General features: G+C 47.8%; 19 protein-coding genes and 1 other annotated feature. Of the genes, 14 read left to right on the top strand and 5 right to left on the bottom strand.

The annotated features are described in order from the left end of the window. Nucleotides 1–5 precede the first annotated feature (5 nt). Nucleotides 6–2,261: an FAD-dependent oxidoreductase gene (locus PIL01S_RS01810; RefSeq protein WP_127536007.1), complete on the top strand. Its 2,256-nt coding sequence runs from the start codon at nt 6–8 to the stop codon at nt 2,259–2,261. A 74-nt stretch (nt 2,262–2,335) separates the two neighbouring features. Here the strand turns inward: PIL01S_RS01810 and PIL01S_RS01805 are convergent, their stop codons facing one another. Continuing rightward, complete coding sequence (locus tag PIL01S_RS01805; RefSeq protein WP_127536006.1) at nt 2,336–2,926, bottom strand: TetR/AcrR family transcriptional regulator; 591 nt, start codon at nt 2,924–2,926, stop codon at nt 2,336–2,338. A gap of 181 nt (nt 2,927–3,107) precedes the next feature. On the opposite strand from PIL01S_RS01805, the gene PIL01S_RS01800 reads away from it, so the two are divergent. Further along, on the top strand, nt 3,108–3,878 hold the full coding sequence (locus tag PIL01S_RS01800; protein WP_127536005.1) for an SDR family NAD(P)-dependent oxidoreductase: 771 nt from the start codon (nt 3,108–3,110) through the stop codon (nt 3,876–3,878). Between the two features lie 176 nt (nt 3,879–4,054). On the opposite strand, the gene PIL01S_RS01795 is transcribed toward PIL01S_RS01800, so the two are convergent. Then, nucleotides 4,055–4,645 carry a biotin transporter BioY gene (locus PIL01S_RS01795; RefSeq protein WP_127536004.1) on the bottom strand — a complete coding sequence of 197 codons (591 nt, stop codon included), beginning with the start codon at nt 4,643–4,645 and terminating at the stop codon, nt 4,055–4,057. A gap of 113 nt (nt 4,646–4,758) precedes the next feature. On the opposite strand from PIL01S_RS01795, the gene PIL01S_RS01790 reads away from it, so the two are divergent. From PIL01S_RS01790 to PIL01S_RS01760, 7 genes are all read left to right on the top strand, one after another. Continuing rightward, complete coding sequence (locus tag PIL01S_RS01790; protein WP_246058063.1) at nt 4,759–5,604, top strand: ATP-binding cassette domain-containing protein; 846 nt, start codon at nt 4,759–4,761, stop codon at nt 5,602–5,604. Then, complete coding sequence (locus PIL01S_RS01785; RefSeq protein ID WP_127536003.1) at nt 5,601–7,331, top strand: ATP-binding cassette domain-containing protein; 1,731 nt, start codon at nt 5,601–5,603, stop codon at nt 7,329–7,331. The genes PIL01S_RS01790 and PIL01S_RS01785 overlap by 4 nt, the downstream gene beginning before the upstream one ends. Before the next feature lie 143 nt (nt 7,332–7,474). Then, nucleotides 7,475–7,768, top strand: coding sequence for a hypothetical protein (locus PIL01S_RS01780; RefSeq protein WP_095287440.1), 294 nt, complete (start codon nt 7,475–7,477; stop codon nt 7,766–7,768). Between the two features lie 172 nt (nt 7,769–7,940). After that, entirely contained in the window at nt 7,941–8,516 is a 576-nt protein-coding gene (locus tag PIL01S_RS01775) for a GNAT family N-acetyltransferase (protein WP_127536002.1), read from the top strand. A 2-nt stretch (nt 8,517–8,518) separates the two neighbouring features. Beyond that, nucleotides 8,519–8,869, top strand: coding sequence for a VOC family protein (locus tag PIL01S_RS01770; RefSeq protein WP_127536590.1), 351 nt, complete (start codon nt 8,519–8,521; stop codon nt 8,867–8,869). Nucleotides 8,870–8,910: 41 nt separating this feature from the next. Next, complete coding sequence (locus PIL01S_RS01765) at nt 8,911–9,459, top strand: hypothetical protein (RefSeq protein WP_127536001.1); 549 nt, start codon at nt 8,911–8,913, stop codon at nt 9,457–9,459. 65 nt (nt 9,460–9,524) lie between these two features. Next, on the top strand, nt 9,525–10,115 hold the full coding sequence (locus PIL01S_RS01760; protein WP_127536000.1) for an HAD family hydrolase: 591 nt from the start codon (nt 9,525–9,527) through the stop codon (nt 10,113–10,115). A gap of 75 nt (nt 10,116–10,190) precedes the next feature. Here the strand turns inward: PIL01S_RS01760 and PIL01S_RS01755 are convergent, their stop codons facing one another. Both PIL01S_RS01755 and PIL01S_RS01750 read right to left on the bottom strand, forming a co-directional pair. Then, a complete protein-coding gene (locus PIL01S_RS01755) occupies nt 10,191–11,729 on the bottom strand; it encodes a sensor histidine kinase (RefSeq protein WP_127535999.1) in 1,539 nt (512 codons plus the stop codon). Then, complete coding sequence (locus tag PIL01S_RS01750; protein ID WP_127535998.1) at nt 11,729–12,412, bottom strand: response regulator transcription factor; 684 nt, start codon at nt 12,410–12,412, stop codon at nt 11,729–11,731. Before PIL01S_RS01750 ends, PIL01S_RS01755 begins: the two co-directional genes overlap by 1 nt. 196 nt (nt 12,413–12,608) lie before the next feature. On the opposite strand from PIL01S_RS01750, the gene PIL01S_RS01745 reads away from it, so the two are divergent. The 5 genes from PIL01S_RS01745 to asd all read left to right on the top strand — a co-directional run bounded on the left by PIL01S_RS01745 (nt 12,609) and on the right by asd (nt 18,917). Further along, nucleotides 12,609–14,861 carry a mannosyltransferase YkcB-related protein gene (locus PIL01S_RS01745; RefSeq protein WP_371859908.1) on the top strand — a complete coding sequence of 751 codons (2,253 nt, stop codon included), beginning with the start codon at nt 12,609–12,611 and terminating at the stop codon, nt 14,859–14,861. A gap of 47 nt (nt 14,862–14,908) precedes the next feature. After that, nucleotides 14,909–15,895, top strand: a complete 987-nt coding sequence (locus PIL01S_RS01740; RefSeq protein WP_127535996.1) for a glycosyltransferase family 2 protein — start codon at nt 14,909–14,911, stop codon at nt 15,893–15,895. Then, the gene (locus PIL01S_RS01735; RefSeq protein WP_127535995.1) at nt 15,888–16,331 is read left to right on the top strand and encodes a GtrA family protein; all 444 of its coding nucleotides are present in this window, start codon (nt 15,888–15,890) and stop codon (nt 16,329–16,331) included. Before PIL01S_RS01740 ends, PIL01S_RS01735 begins: the two co-directional genes overlap by 8 nt. A 1-nt stretch (nt 16,332) precedes the next feature. After that, entirely contained in the window at nt 16,333–17,205 is an 873-nt protein-coding gene (gene galU / locus PIL01S_RS01730) for a UTP--glucose-1-phosphate uridylyltransferase GalU (protein ID WP_127535994.1), read from the top strand. Nucleotides 17,206–17,390: 185 nt separating this feature from the next. Next, nucleotides 17,391–17,663: a binding site (T-box leader), on the top strand. A gap of 168 nt (nt 17,664–17,831) precedes the next feature. Further along, nucleotides 17,832–18,917 carry an aspartate-semialdehyde dehydrogenase gene (gene asd / locus PIL01S_RS01725; RefSeq protein ID WP_127535993.1) on the top strand — a complete coding sequence of 362 codons (1,086 nt, stop codon included), beginning with the start codon at nt 17,832–17,834 and terminating at the stop codon, nt 18,915–18,917. A 66-nt stretch (nt 18,918–18,983) separates the two neighbouring features. On the opposite strand, the gene PIL01S_RS01720 is transcribed toward asd, so the two are convergent. Beyond that, entirely contained in the window at nt 18,984–19,952 is a 969-nt protein-coding gene (locus tag PIL01S_RS01720; protein WP_127535992.1) for a bile acid:sodium symporter family protein, read from the bottom strand. Nucleotides 19,953–20,002: the final 50 nt, after the last annotated feature.

Raw genomic sequence — 20,002 nt, 5'->3', positions numbered from 1 at the left:
TGAACATGAGAACAGAACAGATTACCAGTGACATTACGATTGTCGGGGCCGGGCTCTCAGGCATCTGTGCTGCCATCGCAGCGGCGAGATTGGGAAGTACGGTGGCCCTAATTAATAACCGGCCTGTGCTTGGCGGTAATTCAAGCAGTGAAGTAAGGGTGTGGGTTTGCGGAGCAACAGCACACGGAACGAACCGGTATGCCCGGGAGACGGGCATCATGGGAGAGCTGTTCCTGGAGAACCAGTACCGCAATCCGGAAGGCAATCCCTATTTGTGGGATCTGGTTCTTTTTGAAGCCGTTCGAGCGGAAGAACGGATCAGCCTGTTTCTGAATACGGATGTACACGAGGTGGAAGCAGAAGGAACGGAGGAAGACCGCCATATTCGATCGGTGACGGGGTGGATGATGGGATCGGAACGGCGCATTCGCTTTGAAAGTCCGGTGTTTCTTGATTGTTCAGGAGACGGCTTAGTCGGATTTCTGGCTGGAGCCCGCTATCGTCTGGGACGTGAGGCGGCACATGAATATGGAGAAGAGTGGGCACCTGAGACGGCTGATCAGATAACGCTGGGAAGTACGCTGCTATTCTACACACAGGATGCGGGTAGACCTGTTCGTTTCGTGCCTCCGTCCTTTGCCAAAAACATTGAGGAAACGCCCATTCCAATCAAACGTGTCATTCGCAGCGGTGATTCAGGCTGTCATTATTGGTGGATCGAATGGGGAGGGGAACTGGACACGGTTCATGAGAATGAACAGATCCGGGATGAACTCTGGTCGGTCATTTATGGCATCTGGGATTATATTAAAAATTCAGGGCAGTTTGATGCAGAAACGATGACACTGGAGTGGGTGGGTTCCATTCCGGGGAAACGAGAATACAGACGTTTTATGGGAGATTATGTACTCAACCAAAATGATATTCTAGCTCAGGAGCCTTTTGCCGACCGGATTGCTTTTGGCGGGTGGTCCATTGATCTGCATCCACCACAAGGCATGTACGCCGAAGCCAGCGGTTCCAAGCATATGCATGCCGATGGCATCTATCATATTCCTTATCGCTCACTTTATTCGGCGAATGTGTCGAACCTGCTCTTTGCGGGAAGAAATGTAAGTGCATCACATGTGGCCTTCGGTACGACAAGAGTTATGGCAACCTGTGCGGTGATGGGTGAAGCTGCCGGGACTGCTGCTGCGCTCTGTGCAGCCAAGGGGGTATCTCCGCGATTGATCCATAACCAGCATCTGAAGGAATTGCAGCAAACGCTACTGCGACAGGATGCATCGGTCATCGGATTGCAAAATGAAGACAGGCAGGACCTTGCCCCTAAGGCTGTAGTAACTGCTTCAACAGCGTGTATGACCATTGCAATTGATCAACCGGTAGCGTCCTATCGATTGGAGAGAGATATCGGAATTCTTTTTCCCGTTGATCCTTCGCTTCCGGGGATGGAGTTACTGGTATCGGCAGAGGAAGATACAGAGCTCCAAGTAGAGCTCTGGGATACAGGTCGGGAAGAGAACTACGTTCCAGCAAAACAGATTGCCGAAAGGACCATTCGTGTAACTAAGGGTGAAGAGCAATGGATTCATGTCAGCATCCAATGGGAGCCTGCCCATTCGCAGAATGCATTTGCTGTTATCAGGCAGAATGACAGAATTAGACTCTATCAATCCAGTCATCAAGTAACCGGTGTGTTGGCCTTTGAGAAGGGTGCTGCCCCGCACGCGGTCGCTTCCCTTGAGGATCACGATGAGTCTCAGCCCGTTGTTGCCTGGAGCATGAAGGCACTGAACCGCAAACCATTTTGTTTTAAAATTACAGGAAAGACAGATGCTTATCTGCCGGAAAAAGTAATCGATGGCTATAAACGCCCTTATGGCGGCCCTCATTCCTGGATGTCTCTTCCTCTGTATGAGAACGAAAACGGTGAAGCCTGGGTGGAGTTGGAGTGGGAGCATGCGGTGTCTATCCGTGAAATTCTTCTGACATGGAATGATGATGTGAATGAAGATCTCATTAATCTGCATCATCACCGGACTCCGTTCGAGATCATTCCGGAGCTCGTAAAAGCGTACCGGATCGAGGCAGAGGTGGAAGGCAAACGGGTTCTGGTTCAATCCGTCAAGGATAATCGCAGGCGTACTAACCAAATTGCGTTGAATCACTTTGTGTCGACAAGAAATTTGCGCATCATTGTTGAGGAGACCAACGGAGGTCCCTGTGCCGAGTTGATTGAAGTCCGTGTATATTCCTAAAAAGGCAGCGCCGTCGGCGCTGCCTTTTCATTTATATTTGTTTCGAATGAACGGTTTGAGGCAGATTCATGGAATTATTTTTTTACATGGAAAACGGCCGTAGACAGGAGCATTAATTCTACGATTTGAGTACTCATATATTGGGGAGTGTTGGGGAAGTCCTCTTCAATCCACCGAATCAACAGTCCAGCAACCCCATGAGCGCGGTAGATAAACAGCCATTTCGGATCAATCCGTGATCCTTCTTCCAGTTCATATTCATATTCAGCGACAAACAGGTCTTCAATCGTCTTCGCCAACTGGTATCGAAAATCAACCTGGATATGGTCACTAAGCAGCAGCTTATATATAGAAGCATGTTCTTTCAAATACAGAAACAACGTGATGTCCTCGGTGTGCATTTCTTTCAGGTTCACTCTCGTTATGTACCGATACGGATGCTTGATCTGGTTAACAAATTCTTCAAGAACATCCTGAATAATTTCACCTAGCAGATCCTCTTTGGTTGCAAAATTGGCATAAAATGTTCCTCGATTATAGCTCGCTTCCCTTACAATCTCCGAAATGGAGATCTGATGAAAAGGTTTATCCTGAAGTAAACGCAAAAACGTATGTTTAATATCGGATTTGGAGCGAAGTATTCGCTTGTCCAACTGCACGGTCATCTTATATTCACCTCTAAAACAGTATGGTTGAATTGTCATGATGACGCAACTTAATGAACAGAATGTCATGTTTTGTACAGTAACATACAGTTGAGGACATATTACGGATTGAATAAGGCTAGTGATATGGATATATTGAGGATTGTTTAGCATTCATATTAAATTGGAGGTATTCTTTATTATGACATTTCCCGTTTTGGAAGGAAAAGTAGCAATCGTAACAGGAGCAGCCATGGGCATGGGCGAAGCAACGGCCAAACTGTTTGCAGCAGCCAAAGCCAAAGTTGTGGTAGCGGATTTTAACGAAGAAAAGGGACAAGCTGTCGTGGAAGCAATCCGTGCGGAAGGCGGTGAATCCGCTTTCGTGAAAGTGGACATTTCCAAAACGGAAGAAGTACAGGCTATGGTTAAATTTGCAGTGGATACATACGGACAACTGGATGTGGCTGTGAACAATGCCGCCCTTACTCCGGATGACAAGCCAGCAGCGGAATTTGACGAAGCCTATTGGCACCGCCTGATGTCGGTTGACCTGACAGGTACTGCGCTTTGTATGAAATATGAGCTTCAGCAAATGCTAAAACAAGGCAAGGGCGGATCCATCATTAACATTTCGTCTGTGAGCGGATTCCGTCCGCAACCAAACAACATTGCTTATGTTGCTGCCAAACACGGTGTTGTTGGAATGACCAAGGTTGCCGCAATGGAGAACGGACCGCACAATATCCGTGTCAACACGGTTGCGCCAGGCGCGATCGACACGCCGATGCTGCGTGGTGCGCTGGATCAATTCGGCTTCACGGCTGAAGAGTATGCACCGCAGCTCAGTTTGCTGAATCGTTTTGGACAACCTAACGAGATTGCTCAAGCGAGTCTGTGGCTGGCATCCGATGCATCTTCTTACGTGACTGGCACGACAATTCACGCCGATGCAGGTTATACATCTCGTTAAATATCTCGGTTCGCTAACTGGTAGTTAGAGCTAGGGAGCAAGAATCACCTTCATGATTCATTTCATTAGCAAAGTTCCTCATTATATTTAAAAGTCGTTTCCTGCGTGGATGTAAGTACCTTCCTGCACGCGGAAACGACTTTTTGGGTTGAGCAGTTTTTTATGATATGTGTTCCTTAGGAATCGGCCTTCACAATGGTCGAATTCAGATTACCTGTCAGTCGCTGCGGCGGGAATACCATACGAACTGGCGCGATAATGATTGCAGCAAAGAGTGCTTTGATCAGATCTCCGATAATGTAAGGATAGAAACCTTGAATCATGGCTTCCGGAAGAGACATTTTATAGGCATAAGCCAGCCACGGTACGCCTGAGACATAGATCAACAACGATCCAAACAGTTCAAACACGACAAATGCCAGTAGATAACCGCCGATTCCTCTCAGCTTGATTCGTGCCAGCAGCAATCCAATGAGCAGGGCGGCGAAAGGCCACATCATGACGTATCCGCCTGTAGGACCTAGGAGTACGGCGAGGCCACCGGCCCCGTGCAGAAGCGGGAACCCGAGAGCAGTCAAAATAACGACCAGAGCAATACTTAGAAAACCGTATAACGGGCCCAGTAATCCTCCCGCCAGCATGACGGCAAGCGTCTGCAGCGTAATAGGGACGGGTGAGAAACCGATGGGAATACTTATGTAACCAAAAAGAACGAGTATAGCTGCCATGAGTGCACTAAATACAATACCCCGCAAAGATAACTTCATGATTGAACAATCCTTTCGATTTTGGTAATCTTATTGTTAACCAAAACAAGAAGATGTGGTTAACGATTTGGATCGTACCACAAAAGAAGCAAAAGGGAAAGGACCAAATTTCGATGCAGGACGTTATGCCTTTAATTGCACTAGAACATGCACGAGTCCATTATGCGGCCGAATCCGGCCAAGTTCGCAAGGCAGTCGATGGGGTTTCCCTGAACGTATATCCCGGGGAATGGATTAGTATTGTGGGAGCCAATGGTAGCGGGAAAAGTACACTGGCCGCAGTGCTGATCGGCTTCACACAACTATCAGGCGGAACAAGACAGGCGGCTCCTGAGCTTGCCGTTCGCGGAGTGCTTCAGCAGCCTGATGCGCAGGTGCTTGGAGATACGATTGAGGAAGAATTTCATTTCAGTCTATCTCCGTTCGTTGATTCAGTAGAGGAACAATTACGGCGTAGAGAAGACGCTTTACATATGGTTGGCCTTCAATATTCCCCGGACACAGCTATATCTCGTCTGTCTGGCGGCCAAAAGCAGCTGCTCAATATTGCGGTAGCCCTGGCCTCGAAGCCGGATGTTCTTGTCCTCGATGAACCTACGGCTATGCTGGATCCGGGAGCGAGAGAGCGGATAGAATCCATTGTGGAATCTGTCGTCCGGCAAGGAACTGCAGTTATCTGGATTACGCATCACTTGGAAGAAGCAACTCTAAGTACTCGGATTATGGCTATGGAACAAGGAAAATGTGTATATGATGGGGTACCATCGTCATTTTTCTATGGAAGCACGGTCGAGACTAGCCCGGCAACCATGGCTGAGGGACGTACACCCTGTGAGCGACTGAGACTGGACCCACCCTTTACAGTAAAAACAGCTCTCCTTCTCAAACAGCAAGGTTTTCTGAATCAAACCGCTACACCACTCCGGCCAGAACAACTGGTGAAGGAGGCTGCCCGATGACTATTGGACTAGATCACCTAACCGTAGAAGCGCCTGAATCCGGAACGAGGGCACTTTTGCAGGACATTTCCATCCAGTTTAACAGCGGTGATATAACCCTGTTATTAGGCTGCACAGGATCCGGTAAAACCACTCTATTGCAGACCATAGCAGGTCTTAAACCGCCAAGTGCTGGTCACATTGCATTAAACGGTGAACCTTTCTGGCAAAATGGCAAGGTACCGCGGTCTATTTTGCTGCAGATGGGATTGGTGTTCCAGTTTCCCGAGCAACAGCTATTTGCCCGAAGCATTCAACGGGAATTCTCGTACTCGCTTCGCCCGTACCCACTATCGGATGAACAAAAGAAACGCCAGATGACCGAGTCGCTTATACAATGGGATCCGCCAACGGATCCAGATGAGATGAAGCAGCGCTTCAATCTGGATAGATCTCCTTTTGCGCTGAGCGGGGGTGAACGAAGAAGACTCGGCCTCGCGCTCGGGACGGCAACGAAGCCTGAGTGGCTGCTGCTAGATGAACCGAGCGCCGGGTTGGAAGCACAGAGCGTTTTGCTTCTGCTTGACGTGCTTAAACGGCACCGGGACGCAGGCAAGGGAGCAATTGTGGCCACGCACGACCTGGATACATTTTTGCCGATTGCGGATCGTGTTCTTTTGCTGCGAGAAGGGCAGTTGATTGCGGATCTTACACCGAGAGAACTTCATAGGCAACCCGAACTGCTCGTAGCGGCAGAGATCGGGTTGCCGCCTTCCATGCGACTTGCCCAGCAGTTCAGAGCAGCTGGCATTGAATTGCCCACGGCATTAACGCCAGAGGAGATGGCTGCAAGTATTGCTCAGTCCTCATTTGCTGCGTCGGATAAGCTATACCGGCAGGGGAAGCAGACAAGTGTGCCAGAGACAAGTGAACCGAGCCAGCAAGAGTTGGCAAAAATGGAGCGCTCCATTGAAGCTCAAGTGGCAGTTCCACCCAATGACCTCTACCGTAATATGGACCCGCGTCTCAAATGGCTGCTGTATATTCTGCTCGTAACCGCAGCAATGCTGCAGCACCGCTGGATCGGGTTATCCCTCACACTGGTACCGGTCGTATTGGCGTTAAGTATATTGCCCCGTCAGACTCTGGCAGGCTGCGTGAAGTTAATGAAGCCCTTAGTGCTGTTCTTTATTATATCTACAGCGTTATCTGGGACCACGCTTGAACCAGAGGGAGGGAGTCTACGCTTCGGTTTTTCCTTGCACCAGGCAGAGGCAACACTCCTGAATGTGTATCGTTTGTTTATCGTTACTTTGGCGAGTCTATGGTTTTCGCTAACCACGCCATATGGCCGAATGGTGGAAGGGTTAAACTGGGTGCTGGGCATAGGCAAAAAAATCAGGCTGCCTGTTGCTTCGTTTGCACTTGCCGTTTCATTGATCTTCCGGTTTATCCCGATGATCTGGAGCGAGTGGCAGCGCTTCTCTCTTATCGTCCGGTCACGCGGTAAAGCTGCCCTGAAACCCAATACGGTTCGGGTTCGGGACATCGGACCGATGGTTATCCCCTTATTAATGTCGTTATTGCAGCGAGCGGAAGATATGACGATTGCCATGGAGATGCGGAAAGTGCGGGAAAATCCCATGGTTGGTGTACGTTCTACCCTGTTGGTATGGTCCAAAAGGGATACAATCATCTGTTGTATTGGACTTATTGTATTTGTTTTGTTTATATCGATACGTAAGTGATGACGAGAGAGCACAGCGCAGATTCATTCTATGAATCAAGGCATGAAACGCAGTGTTTTCCAGGGATGATGCATAAATGGTACGGTTTTCGCTCAAAATAGACGTGCTTTGGATACCTCAAGGCGGATATGGAGGGACGAACGATGAAGGACAAATTTTTGCACGAAGAACGGCGCGAATATACCGATCTGTCTACGGTGGAGTCGCAGCGGAATGATCTCGCACTGGAGGAGTTTCCGGAAGGCCCTTACGGCTCATCGTTACTGTCAGAATCACTTGGAAAGAGTTCGCCGTGGCGAGTGGATCAGCGATCCGCACATCGGTTTGACTATGAGAACCACGAGCTCCATGAAGGGGAAGTGCGAGATTATCCAGGTCAGGATGTCTTCGACGAATCGGTTCCTGATCGAGTAACTAAGCCTCAATATTCGGAATAATTGGAGCAGTTCATCGTATACAAAAATAAATCACAGTCTCCTGGCAGAAGGTTTTGCTTGGGGGCTGTTTGGCGTGCACTCATGGAAAAAGATCTACCACATATTCCACAATTTGGGTTATCATAGCTTTAGTTCAACAAATGGTGAGTACAAGGGAAATGGGGATGAAGAAATGAGAGAGATTGACTATAGTCAGTACTTTTGGCAGGATGAGCTGATCCGGCTGCGTGCTCTGCGCGAGGAAGATTGGGAAGCTCATTATTATAATCGGTTTGACACACCTGCCCGTCGTCTGCTCGAATGTGCAGTGGAACTGCCACCGACGTCTGCCGAGGCCAAACATTTTACAGAGAGCTTCTCCAATTTCTCCAGTACACATGGGCGTATCATGTTCTCGATTGAGGATTTGCACGGAGAGTACGTTGGAGGCGTAAATCTAAACAGTATAGATGAAAGGAACGGCACATTCAGCATTGGAATTCAGGTTGACCGTGATCATCGGGGCAAAGGAGTTGGAACGCGAGCCGTTCGCATTCTGTTGAAATATGCCTTCTTCGAGAGAAGACTGAATAAATTCAATGATAGTGTCCTTGAAGGGAACGAGCCTTCAGCAGCCATGATGAGAAAGCTGGGTTGCGTTCAGGAAGGCGTACGACGCAAGGTTATATACACGAATGGCAAGTACCATGACATGATCCTGTTTGGGTTGACTAAGGAGGAATTCATGGAAAAGGAAGGAATGGTATGAGTATGAGTCCTCTATTAAATCGGATCAGTACCGTGTTTATACCCGTCCGTGACATTGAGCACGCGAGAGATTGGTACTGTGACCTCTTGGGCTTGCCTGCGGATGGCGAGATATTGTTTGGACACTTATATATCATTCCGATGAACGGAACACGGGTTGTGCTGGACAGCAAAATTTATGCCGAGGAGCATACGTTCAAAACGCCTGCATTCCATTTTGATACGGAAGATATTGAGGAAGCCTTTGCGTTTATGCAATCCAAAGATGTTCATATAACGACACCCATTGAGCATGATCATTGGTTTAACTTTCAGGATCCGGATGGAAACCTGTTAATGGTGTGCAAGTGTTAGCTCGTGAAATAAATAGAAGGTAAGGTGTAAAAGGGGGGAACATGAAGAAAATAATATGGATAAGCATCAGTCTGCTTGTGCTGCTCATTGCAGGTCTCAACCTATTCTGGAATCGGATCTTTGGATATCCAACATTGGACCAGGCTGTCCAATCCAATTGGAAGACACCGGTGAAGATTGTGAATGTTGATCAGGAGAATGAGTTGGTTCTTTACCTGGACGAAACGCAGTATGTATTCGCAGCCTATGAACAGAACCGGGAGAGATTTCATGTGGATGAGGACACTGAGTCGGGTTGGACGGCCAGTTCAGATCTGGGTCCTGCCTTCCTCGCTGTCGCGGAGCCCAAAAACAATAGCGGAAATTTCATATGGGGTGCCTTATATTCCGACATCTCCATTGCCAAGTTCCAAATTGAATATATCAATGGAGAGACCCTGGATGTAAAAGCAATAAATAATACGTTTATCGTGAAAATGCCATTAGCCTTTCAAAACGAATCGGAGCTTAGTCTCATGGAGACGTTCAACAATATCCATGCCATCGATGTCAATCATAAGGTGATACAGTCATGGAAACCGGAAAGTTAGTGTGGGTAAGGGATATGGTAAAGGAACATTTACGTGAGTAAGTCTATCTTAACAGAGGTGATGGAATGGAAGACAAACCTCAGCTTGTTTTGGATATAGCCGGGGTTCTGATTACGAATCTTTCCTCTTTATTTTGGCAGGAGCTTGCAGGTCATGCAGGAACAACTTTTCCTATATTCATTGAACAGCTGAGCGCTATTCGGAAAGACCTGTGGACAGGAAAAATGAAAGAGGAACAGTTCTGGATCTGGTTGCAATTGCAATACCCCAAGATAGACAAAACCTATGCGTATGAATTACTAAATCGTACAACAGAAACATTACCTGCGATACATTATCTTGAACGATGGAGTCAGCACGCTGACATACATCTGCTAAGTAATCATTGCCATGAATGGGTTAAACCGATATTGCTGATGATCGAAAAACACACCAAAAGTATTACCATTTCAAATCAGGTTGGGTTCTGCAAACCCCATAGAGAGATTTATGAAATTGCAGAATCCCATATGAACTTCAGAACTCGTATTATATTTGTGGATGATCAATCGAAAAACTTTAAACCTGCTATGCAGCTTGGATGGGAAACAATGCTTGCAGACGAACAACATAATTGGATTGAAAAAATAGACCATAAACTTACCGAAGGTGCTTAGAATTGAAAAAAAAATGAGTATTAAGCCAATAACCCTTTCACAGTCCTAAGGAGCTGGAAAGGGTTATTAGTCATGCTATTGATCAAAAGTTGCCTCAGACAAAGGCAGCAAAATGGTAAACGTTGTTCCGCTGCCTAACTTGCTGTTCACCGCAATACTTCCGCCATGCGCTTCTACAATGGAACGTGTAATGGCTAGACCAAGGCCGGCGCCGCCTTCCTTTCTGGAACGGGAAGAGCTGGTCCGGTAGAAGCGTTCAAAAATATGCGGAAGATGTTCCGGTTCAATCCCGGTGCCGTTGTCTTTTATGGTCAGTTCGGCCTGGTTATGAACAGCATAAAGCGCCACAGTAATGGAACCGGATTCCGGGTGGGTATGCTGCACCGCATTGTGGAACAAATTGAGAACCACCTGCTTCAGCTTGTGCGGCTCAGCCATTATGGTTATACCGGCAGTCAGGTCGAAGTGTACATGGCGTTCCCGTGCCATCATGTTCAGCTGGGGCTGCATCTCCATCAGCAAATGATCCAGCTGAACAATCTCCTGTTCTTGCTTCGGAGCTTGATCTAGCTTGGTTAGCATAAGCAAATCTTCAACCAGTTTGTTAATTCGAACAGACTCCCCATACATGCTGTCGAGTGCCCTATACAGTTGTTCATGATTGGACGCTGCGCCTCGCTGGAGAACTTCAATGAATCCGTGGATGGACGTTAATGGAGTCCGCAGTTCATGGGAAGCATCGGACAGGAAACGCTGCATTTGTTCCTTGGATTCACGTTCCGCTTCAAATGATTGCTCGAGTCTTTCGAGCATGCCGTTGAACGACTGCGCGAGCTGATCTACCTCCTGTTGACCCTGCGTGGCGGGAAGACGTTCTGCCAAGCTGCCTGCATCGATCCGCTGGACGGTATCCACCATACTGGATAATGGAATCAGTGTACGGCGGAGCGTTTTGGTATAGAGAATGAGACCCGCGACCATCGCCAGAATGGATAACATGACGAAGATGAGCAGTTGTTTGACAATCAAATCTCTTAGTGGTTTCGTCGGGGTACCCATCTGAACCATGGAGAAATCCCGATTTCGCGGCCCAGGCGAGGCAAAAACGATCAATTGCTCACTGCCTGTACGATCCGTCACGATCTGGTATGGAGCATGTCGTTTGTTCAATAATTGGTCCGTAATTGTTTTGTATTCGGCGGAAGTGAGCTGGGGTGCAGCCAGGCCGTCTTCTTTACCGAATATATCCTCGAATGTACCATTTTGATCGAATAGGGCAAGTGAACGATCGGGAATGTAGAGCATTCTGTTACCCGACACACGTGTATCCGTGCCTGCCTGTCCGGCAAATGGGTTGTTGAAGGACTCATTTCGCGAAGATAAGCCGAGCCAGACGGGAGGCATGGACATGATCTGCTCTTCCATCGTTTTCGCCTGATTGCGATACAGAAAGCTTTCCATAATCCAGAACTGAAGAAAGCCAATTAACAAGAATAAGGCTGCAAGAATAAACAAAGAGCGGGCGAGCAGCTGAGAACGGAGCGAACGGGGCAAGATCAATCGCTGCAGTCGTCCCAGAAGAGATTTGGTGGTTGGCTTCCTCGAATGACTCATCAGAGATCCACTCGGTATCCAACACCTCGAAGAGTGCGAATGAGTTTGTGCTCTTTATCCCCAAGTTTGTCACGCAGTGATCGTATATAGACCTCGACAATATTTTCTTCTCCGCCAAAATCATACCCCCACACACGACTAAGAATTGTCGCCTTGCTTAGCACGATACCGTGGTTCAGCACAATAAACTTCAATAGTTCATATTCGGTAGGGGACAACTCAAGAATCTGATCATGATAGGTGATCTCCTTGCGCTGATCGTCGATTCGGAAGGGACCATGTGTTACGGCCCCAATAAGCAATGGAAACTGATTACGCAGCCTTGCCTGGATACGGGCGAGCAGCTCATCGAAGGCAAAGGGCTTGATCATATAATCGTCAGCACCAAGCCACAGACCTTTAACTCGATTCTCAACTTCGTCCTTGGCTGTAAGCATGATGACTCCAACCTGGGCTCCTGTCTTGCGCAGACGTTCAACCACCTCGAATCCATCCATTTCCGGCATCATGATGTCCAAAATGGCCATATGCGGACGAAACTCAAGTGCGAGTTCAAGTGCTGCAGCACCATCCGGAGCCGTGCGTACATCAAAACCCTCATTACTCAATCCAAGCTCCAAAAATTGCAAAATATGTGGTTCATCATCCGCCAAAAGGATTTTAATCCCGGTACTTAACTTCATAAGCGGGCATGCCTCCCTGTTAAATCCATCTATTGAATGCCCCAAAAAGCTGAGGGCTTTATGTTGTATTATCGCTTGCCAAGCTGAAAATTAGCTGAAAGGTTTGGAACTTATCCTCAGTTAACATTCAGCGGGGACTCATCCCAATTTTATTTTGGCATGTCACAATACAATCATGAAGAACGAGAAGGAGTGATTGACATTGAAACATGCCAAACGAAGGATTGATCTGGTCCTTCTGCCGATTGTCATATTGGCGGCAATTCTGAACGGATACGGGATTTGGAACGATCAATATGCCAATTCCTACTATACGACCGCCGTAGGGAGCATGCTGAGAAATTTCCACAATTTCTTCTATGCATCCCTTGATTCGGCTGGCTCCGTAACGGTAGATAAACCACCCGTCGTGTTTTGGATTCAGACGGCTTTTGCCTATGTTTTCGGATTGCATGGTTGGAGTGTTATTTTGCCGCAAGTGTTAGCGGGAATTGGTTCGGTACTGATTATTTATTTTATGGTTAAACCAACCTTTGGACTTGCTGCGGCACGTATTGCTGCTCTGGCCATGGCTACGGTTCCCGTTGTGGCGGCAGTAAGTCGTACCAACAATATCGACAGCATGCTGGTGTTTACACTATTGCTCGGTTCCTGGTTTTTGTTCAAAGGTACCAAGCAGGGCAGTCCGTGGCGGATCCTCGTAGCATTTGGCCTTATTGGACTGGCATTTAACATGAAAATGCTTCAGGCCTACATGATTCTTCCGGCATTTTATATCTTCTACCTGTTTGCATTCCAGGCGAAATGGAGAAAGAAGATCCTTCTGCTTATTGGCAGTACCGCAGTACTGGCAGTTGTTTCCCTATCCTGGGCAGTGACGGTCGATTCTATTCCGGAAAGTCAGCGGCCTTACATAGGAAGCAGCGAAACCAATTCGGTGCTGGAGCTTGCTTTTGGCTATAACGGTCTGTCCCGACTTACAGGTCAGCAGAACAGAACCGCTGGTGCAGGCATGCCTAACATGGCAGATGATAGAAACCGTGATGATGCTTCAGCACCAGCCTCGGATTCTGATTCATCAGACAACTCCGTTGCTGCAGGCAACCCTTCCGGCGACGGTTCAACGCGTGAGATGGGGCAAATGAACGGAATGAATTTCCCGCAAGGCGGACAGTTGCCGAACGGCACTGAAATGCCAAACGGAAGGAATTTTGGCGGTGGCAATGGTGGCGGAATGGGTGGCATGTTCGGCACAGGGGAGAAAGGTGTGCTTCGATTGTTCCAGACTGAACTGTCGGGGCAGGCCAGCTGGCTTCTGCCAACGGCACTGCTGGGATGCATTGCTCTCTTTGCGGGGCTCAGACGGAGAAATATTACGATGAAACATAAGGAAGCTGCGTTTTGGCTGATCTGGTTGCTTCCGGTTGCAGCGTTCTTCAGTGTGGCTGGTTTCTTCCACCAATATTACCTGATCATGCTGGCCCCGCCGGTTGCAGCTTTGACCGGAGCCGGATTTGTAGCCATGTGGCAAGCCTATCGAGAACGCAATGGCTGGCAAGCCTGGCTGCTTCCTCTTGCCGTTCTGCTTACGACGATCTTCGGCTGGTATATTATGCAGGTCTATGATGACACCATTGGTGCAGGCTGGTCGATCAGCGAATTAATTGCAGGTATTGTGATCACGCTCATCCTAATCGTGATGCTCAATCGTTCACATCAATGGAAGCAAGGAATCATTGTGGCAGGGTTTATGGTTATGCTTATTGGTCCAGTCTATTGGGCGTTCACGCCAATTACCTACGGTGGCAACAGCATGATTCCTGCGGCGGGCCCTACGGGTTCAAATGGGATGTTCGGCGGCATGGGCATGGCTATGGGAGACAGACAAGGTGATCGAGACAGCGAGATGACTCCACCTAATACTACAAGTGATTCGGATCCATCCTTCCCTGGTGCTTCTAACAGCGGAGCTGCTGATGATAATTCAAGTACAGGAACACCTCCGGCATCTGGTGGAAACATGTTTGGTGGTGGCGGAATGGGAGCTACTGGCGGACGAGGCGGAGCCGGAAACAGGAACGAAGAAGTAGATACAACAACACTGAATTATCTTAGAGAAAATAACACAGGAGAGACCTATCTTTTTGCAACGACAGACTATAACCAGGCAGCTCCATACATCATTGATGAGAACGAGGCTGTCATTACACTCGGAGGTTTCTCCGGTTCTGATCCGGTATATACCACGGACGAACTGGAAGAGCTCGTGAAGAGCGGACAAGTGAAATACTTCATGGTTGGCGGCATGGGCGGCCGAGGAGGCAATTCGGATCTCAGCAGCTGGATCATGGAAAATGGTACCGAAATTCCGACATCAGAGTGGATGACAGGTACGGATAGTGGAGCTGGCTTCGGCGGACAGAGCACCCTATACGAAGTGAAGTTATAGAGATGGTCAAGTGGAACGAACCGAAATTGAAAAGGGAGGGAACGAATATGGCCCAAAAGTGCCGTTACAGCATCATTATTCCGATGTACAACGAAGAGGCAGTCATTGAAGAAACCTATCGACGAGTGAAAAAGGTTATGGGCAGTACGGGAGAAACGTATGAACTGCTGTTTGTCAACGATGGCAGTGTCGACCGAAGTGCGCAGATGATCCGTGACTACGCACGTTGGGATGACAGTGTGAAATTAATTGATTTTGCTCGCAACTTCGGTCACCAGATCGCGATTACCGCAGGGATGGATTATGCAGCAGGTGATGCAGTTGTCATTATTGATGCAGACCTTCAGGACCCTCCCGAACTGATTCTGGACATGATTGCCAAATGGAAAGAGGGCTATGAGGTAGTGTATGCCCGCCGGACCAGACGAAGCGGGGAGACCCGCTTCAAAAAATGGTCTGCAAGCATGTTTTACCGCGTACTCCGGGCCTCAACCGATACGGATATTCCAGTGGATACAGGAGATTTTCGCCTGATCGACCGCAAAGTGTGCGATGAAATGAAACGTCTTCCGGAAAAAAATCGATTTGTCCGTGGTTTGGTCAGTTGGGTTGGATTCAGACAAACAGCGATCGAATACGAACGGGATGAGCGTCTGGCAGGGGAGACCAAATATCCGCTGAAACGCATGCTGAAGCTGAGCCTGGATGGCATTACTTCATTCTCATATAAACCGCTCAAGCTTGCGGGTTACTTGGGAGCTATTCTGTCCGTAGGCGGATTCATCTACATGCTCAGTGTGATCATTTCTGCGATTTTTACCGATTCAACGATCAAAGGCTGGCCTTCCATCGTCAGCATCATGCTGATATTTAATGGATTTATTCTCATTATGCTGGGCATTCTTGGGGAGTACATTGGCCGCATCTATGATGAAACCAAGGCGAGACCCTTATACATTGTTCGTGACGTGTATCAATCTGAGAGTCAGCCCGGGCAAGTACGGTTGACAGGCAGAGTTGCTCACCATGATTAATCGGTTGGCCACGCTGATCAAATTCGGGATCGTGGGTGTGATGAATACGGCGGTGGATGCATTGGTGTTTACCATGCTCGCTGCCTTGGGCACACCCGCTCTCATTGCCCAGGTCATTTCCTATAGCTGCGGGGTCTTGAACAGTTATTGGTGGAACGGACGATGGACATTCAGGGATGCACGAAGACAAGGTCCTAATAATGAATTGCTGCGTTTTGTGATTACAAATCTAATCGTCCTCGCCTTTTCATCCCTGATCTTGTTTCTCTCGAACAACATACTTGACTTGAATCTGGTCATAAGCAAGGCAGCAGCGACCCTCTTGGGCATGATCCTGAACTATATCGCCAGTCGATATTGGGTTTTCCGAGTTGTGTCCGCGACATCGCCCTATCCGAATCCGAATACAGATACGAACGAAAGGAGTGTTTCATGATATGAGAATTAAAAAGGCAGTCATTCCGGCAGCCGGGCTCGGAACCCGCTTCCTGCCAGCAACCAAGGCTCAGCCGAAAGAAATGCTGCCCATTGTGGATAAACCCGCCATTCAATATATTGTTGAAGAAGCGGTTCAATCGGGTATTGAAAATATTATTATTGTGACCGGACGTAATAAAAAATCGATCGAGGATCATTTTGACAAATCGGTGGAACTGGAACACTCCCTCTATGCCAAAGGCAAACAGGATTTGCTCGAGCAAGTGCAGGCGATAAGTGATATGGCAAACATTCATTTTATCCGTCAAAAAGAACCACTGGGACTAGGACATGCCATCGGATGTGCGCGTCAGTTTGTGGGAGAGGATCCGTTCGCTGTGCTGCTGGGAGATGATATTATGGTATCCGATCCGCCGGCACTTGCACAGATGATTCATTTGTATGAAAAGACCGGCAGTCAGGTCGTTGGTGTACGTCAAGTGCAGCCTGCAGATGTAAGCAAATATGGAATTATCGATTCAGCGGGTGCGGAAGATCGGGTTCACCGAATTACGAATCTGGTGGAGAAGCCCTCAATGGAGGAGGCACCATCAAGGACTGCGGTAATGGGACGTTATATTCTGAAACCATCGATATTTCCCATTTTGGATCGGATCGAGAGAGGCGCTGGAGGAGAATATCAATTAACCGATGCATTAAAAGAAGTGAGTCAGCTGGAAGAGCTGCTCGCTCTTGAGCTTGAGGGCCGCCGCTATGATATTGGCAATCAGTTCGGTTACATCCAGGCTATTTTGGAGATCGGACTTATGCGAAAGGAGCTGCAGCCGGTACTGTCACCATACCTGAAACAGCTCGCAACGCAGTGGGGCTAAATTGCATAATGTTTAGGTGTATTAGTTATTAAGGTAGAATATGGTAATCTAAGCATAATGCTGGCTTGTGCTTCTGGTAACGAATGCTTTTGTCACTAAAACGTAGTAAATAAATATCCATTTGCAGCAAATTATAAAAAATATGTTTACTTCGCAATGGTAACTTTGATATTATAATCGCAATATCAAATGCGACGAAGAGACGAGTAAATAAAAGTATTCTTTCTCAGAGAGCCCCGGCAGCTGAAAAGGGGTAAAGAATTTTTATTGAATAAAGACTCAGAGCAGCACATCGGAACTTGGCATATAAGGGATGGTGTGACAGGAGCTCCTGTTACAGAGCTGGAGTATAGGCTGTTACAACGGATTAACGGTTGTATCCTTAACTCTTAGAGGCTGATATGGCGACATATGGGCGAATCTGGGTGGTACCACGAGTGTTCAATCTCGTCCCTGAGACATCTGTCTTGGGGGTGGGATTTTTTTGGTTTTTCCGGGGTGCTCGCAACACGCTTTGGAATCACCTGAATAGTGTTTACTAAGGGAAGAATCATGAAGTCCCATCAACCGATGCAGGAATGAAAATAGCTATTATCGAACTCACACCGAAAGGAAATGATGATTATATGACAGCAAAATTGAAAGTCGGTATTGTCGGAGGAACAGGAATGGTAGGTCAGCGTTTTGTGGATCTGCTGGATGGTCATCCATGGTTTGAAGTAACAGCCATTTCAGCAAGTGCCAACTCGGCAGGCAAAACATACGAAGAATCCGTTCAGGGCAGATGGAAACTCGCAGTTCCCATCCCGGAAGCTGTGAAACAAATCGTTGTACAGGATGCCTCCCAGGTTGAAGCATTTGCCAGTCAGGTTGATTTTATCTTCTGTGCAGTAGATATGAAAAAGAATGAGATCCAAGCGCTTGAAGAAGCTTATGCCAAAACAGGCACTCCGGTTGTCTCCAACAACTCGGCTCATCGCTGGACTGCCGATGTACCTATGGTTATTCCAGAGATCAACCCAGGGCACTTGGAAGTGATTGAAGCACAGCGTAAACGTCTGGGCACCAAAACCGGTTTCATCGCAGTTAAACCAAACTGCTCCATTCAGAGCTATGTACCTGCACTGCACGCGCTTCGTGAATTCAACCCGACTCAAGTGGTTGCTTCCACGTATCAAGCCATTTCGGGAGCAGGGAAAAACTTCACGGATTGGCCTGAAATGCTGGATAATGTCATTCCATACATTGGTGGCGAAGAAGAGAAGAGTGAACAAGAGCCGCTTCGCATCTGGGGAAGCGTGCAAAACAACGAGATTGTGAAAGCTTCGTCTCCACTCATCACGACGCAATGTATCCGTGTTCCGGTAACGGATGGGCATCTGGCTACGGTATTTGTCAACTTTGAGAAAAAACCATCCAAAGATGAAATTCTGGAGCGTTGGTTGCAATTCAAAGGGCGTCCGCAAGAGCTGGAATTGCCAAGTGCACCGAAACAGTTTATTACGTATTTCGAGGAAGAAAACAGACCGCAAACCAAACTTGATCGTGACATTGAACGCGGAATGGGCGTATCCACAGGAAGACTGCGTGAGGACTCCCTGTATGATTACAAATTCGTTGGTCTGTCCCATAACACATTGCGCGGTGCTGCAGGCGGTGCTGTCCTGATTGCTGAGCTGCTCAAAGCTGAGGGATACATTCAACCAAAATAAAAAATGATCATTTGAAACCCAAAAAAAACGCCAACTTTTGTTGGCGTTTTTTTTGGGTTTACGTTCTTAGGCTGCCGACGTTTTGTCTGCATTTTGCAGCAGTTGTGAGCGACGTCCTAGCAGATAACCTGTTAGGGAAGCCAGCATTTGCTGAAATACCATTCCGAGAACAACCGGCACAGCAACGGGAGGTGGGAAATAGGATACGGCAAGCACCGCTCCTGCGCTGATATTGCGCATGCCTCCATTAAATACAAGCGCCACCTGGTCAGCCTCATTCCAGCCCAGCAATCTTGCAATGAAATAACTGAGTGCATAGCCTAAGGAAGCCAGGAAAATGATGATTGCCGCAAGACCTGCCAGTCTCCAGTTGAAATCGGCCAGATATGGAGCAACAACTGATCCGTTGATAGCAACTACCACCGCCATAAACAACTTGGAAAATGGATTCAGTCTTGGGCCCCATACCGGTACAATGGCTCCCTTGGTCCATTCATTCAGCAGCATACCCACCAATGATGGCACAACGATCATCCAAAACAGACTGCTCATGATAGCTCCCATATCGAGCGTAACGCTGGTGCCGATCAGGAGTGAAAGAACACCCGGAACGACGAATGGGGCCAACATGGTATCGATCAGGATGATGGATAGCGTCAGTGCAATATTGCCCCGGTAAATGCTAACCCAGATGAAGCTGCTTACACCTGTCGGAATCACGGCTGCCAGAACAAGACCGGTTATCGTATAAGCGTCCATCGGAAAAACCAAATGGCCCATACCCAGTGCGATCAAAGGCATCGCCAAATGTAATATGAACAGACAAACAAACAGGGGAAAAGGCTTTTTCAAAACATTCAGAAAATCCCTAAACCCTAGACTGATGCTTCCTGCAAACGTCATAAATGCAAAAAGCCAAGGTGATAAAAAAGTGTACGAAGAAAGAAAGCTTCCGCAAAGTACGCCTATGATAATGCTGATTGGAGTAATCAGTGGCATGATGCGGTTCAAGCGCTGATTCAAAGCCTGAAGCATATTCATGACATCCCTTTACCGTGTGATTCTTCCATTATACATGTTCAATC

This window comes from Paenibacillus illinoisensis NBRC 15959 (assembly GCF_004000925.1).
Taxonomy (GTDB): domain Bacteria; phylum Bacillota; class Bacilli; order Paenibacillales; family Paenibacillaceae; genus Paenibacillus; species Paenibacillus illinoisensis.
The sequence above is the reverse complement of the archived record's forward strand: the minus strand, read 5'-3'. Positions and strand labels throughout refer to the sequence as shown.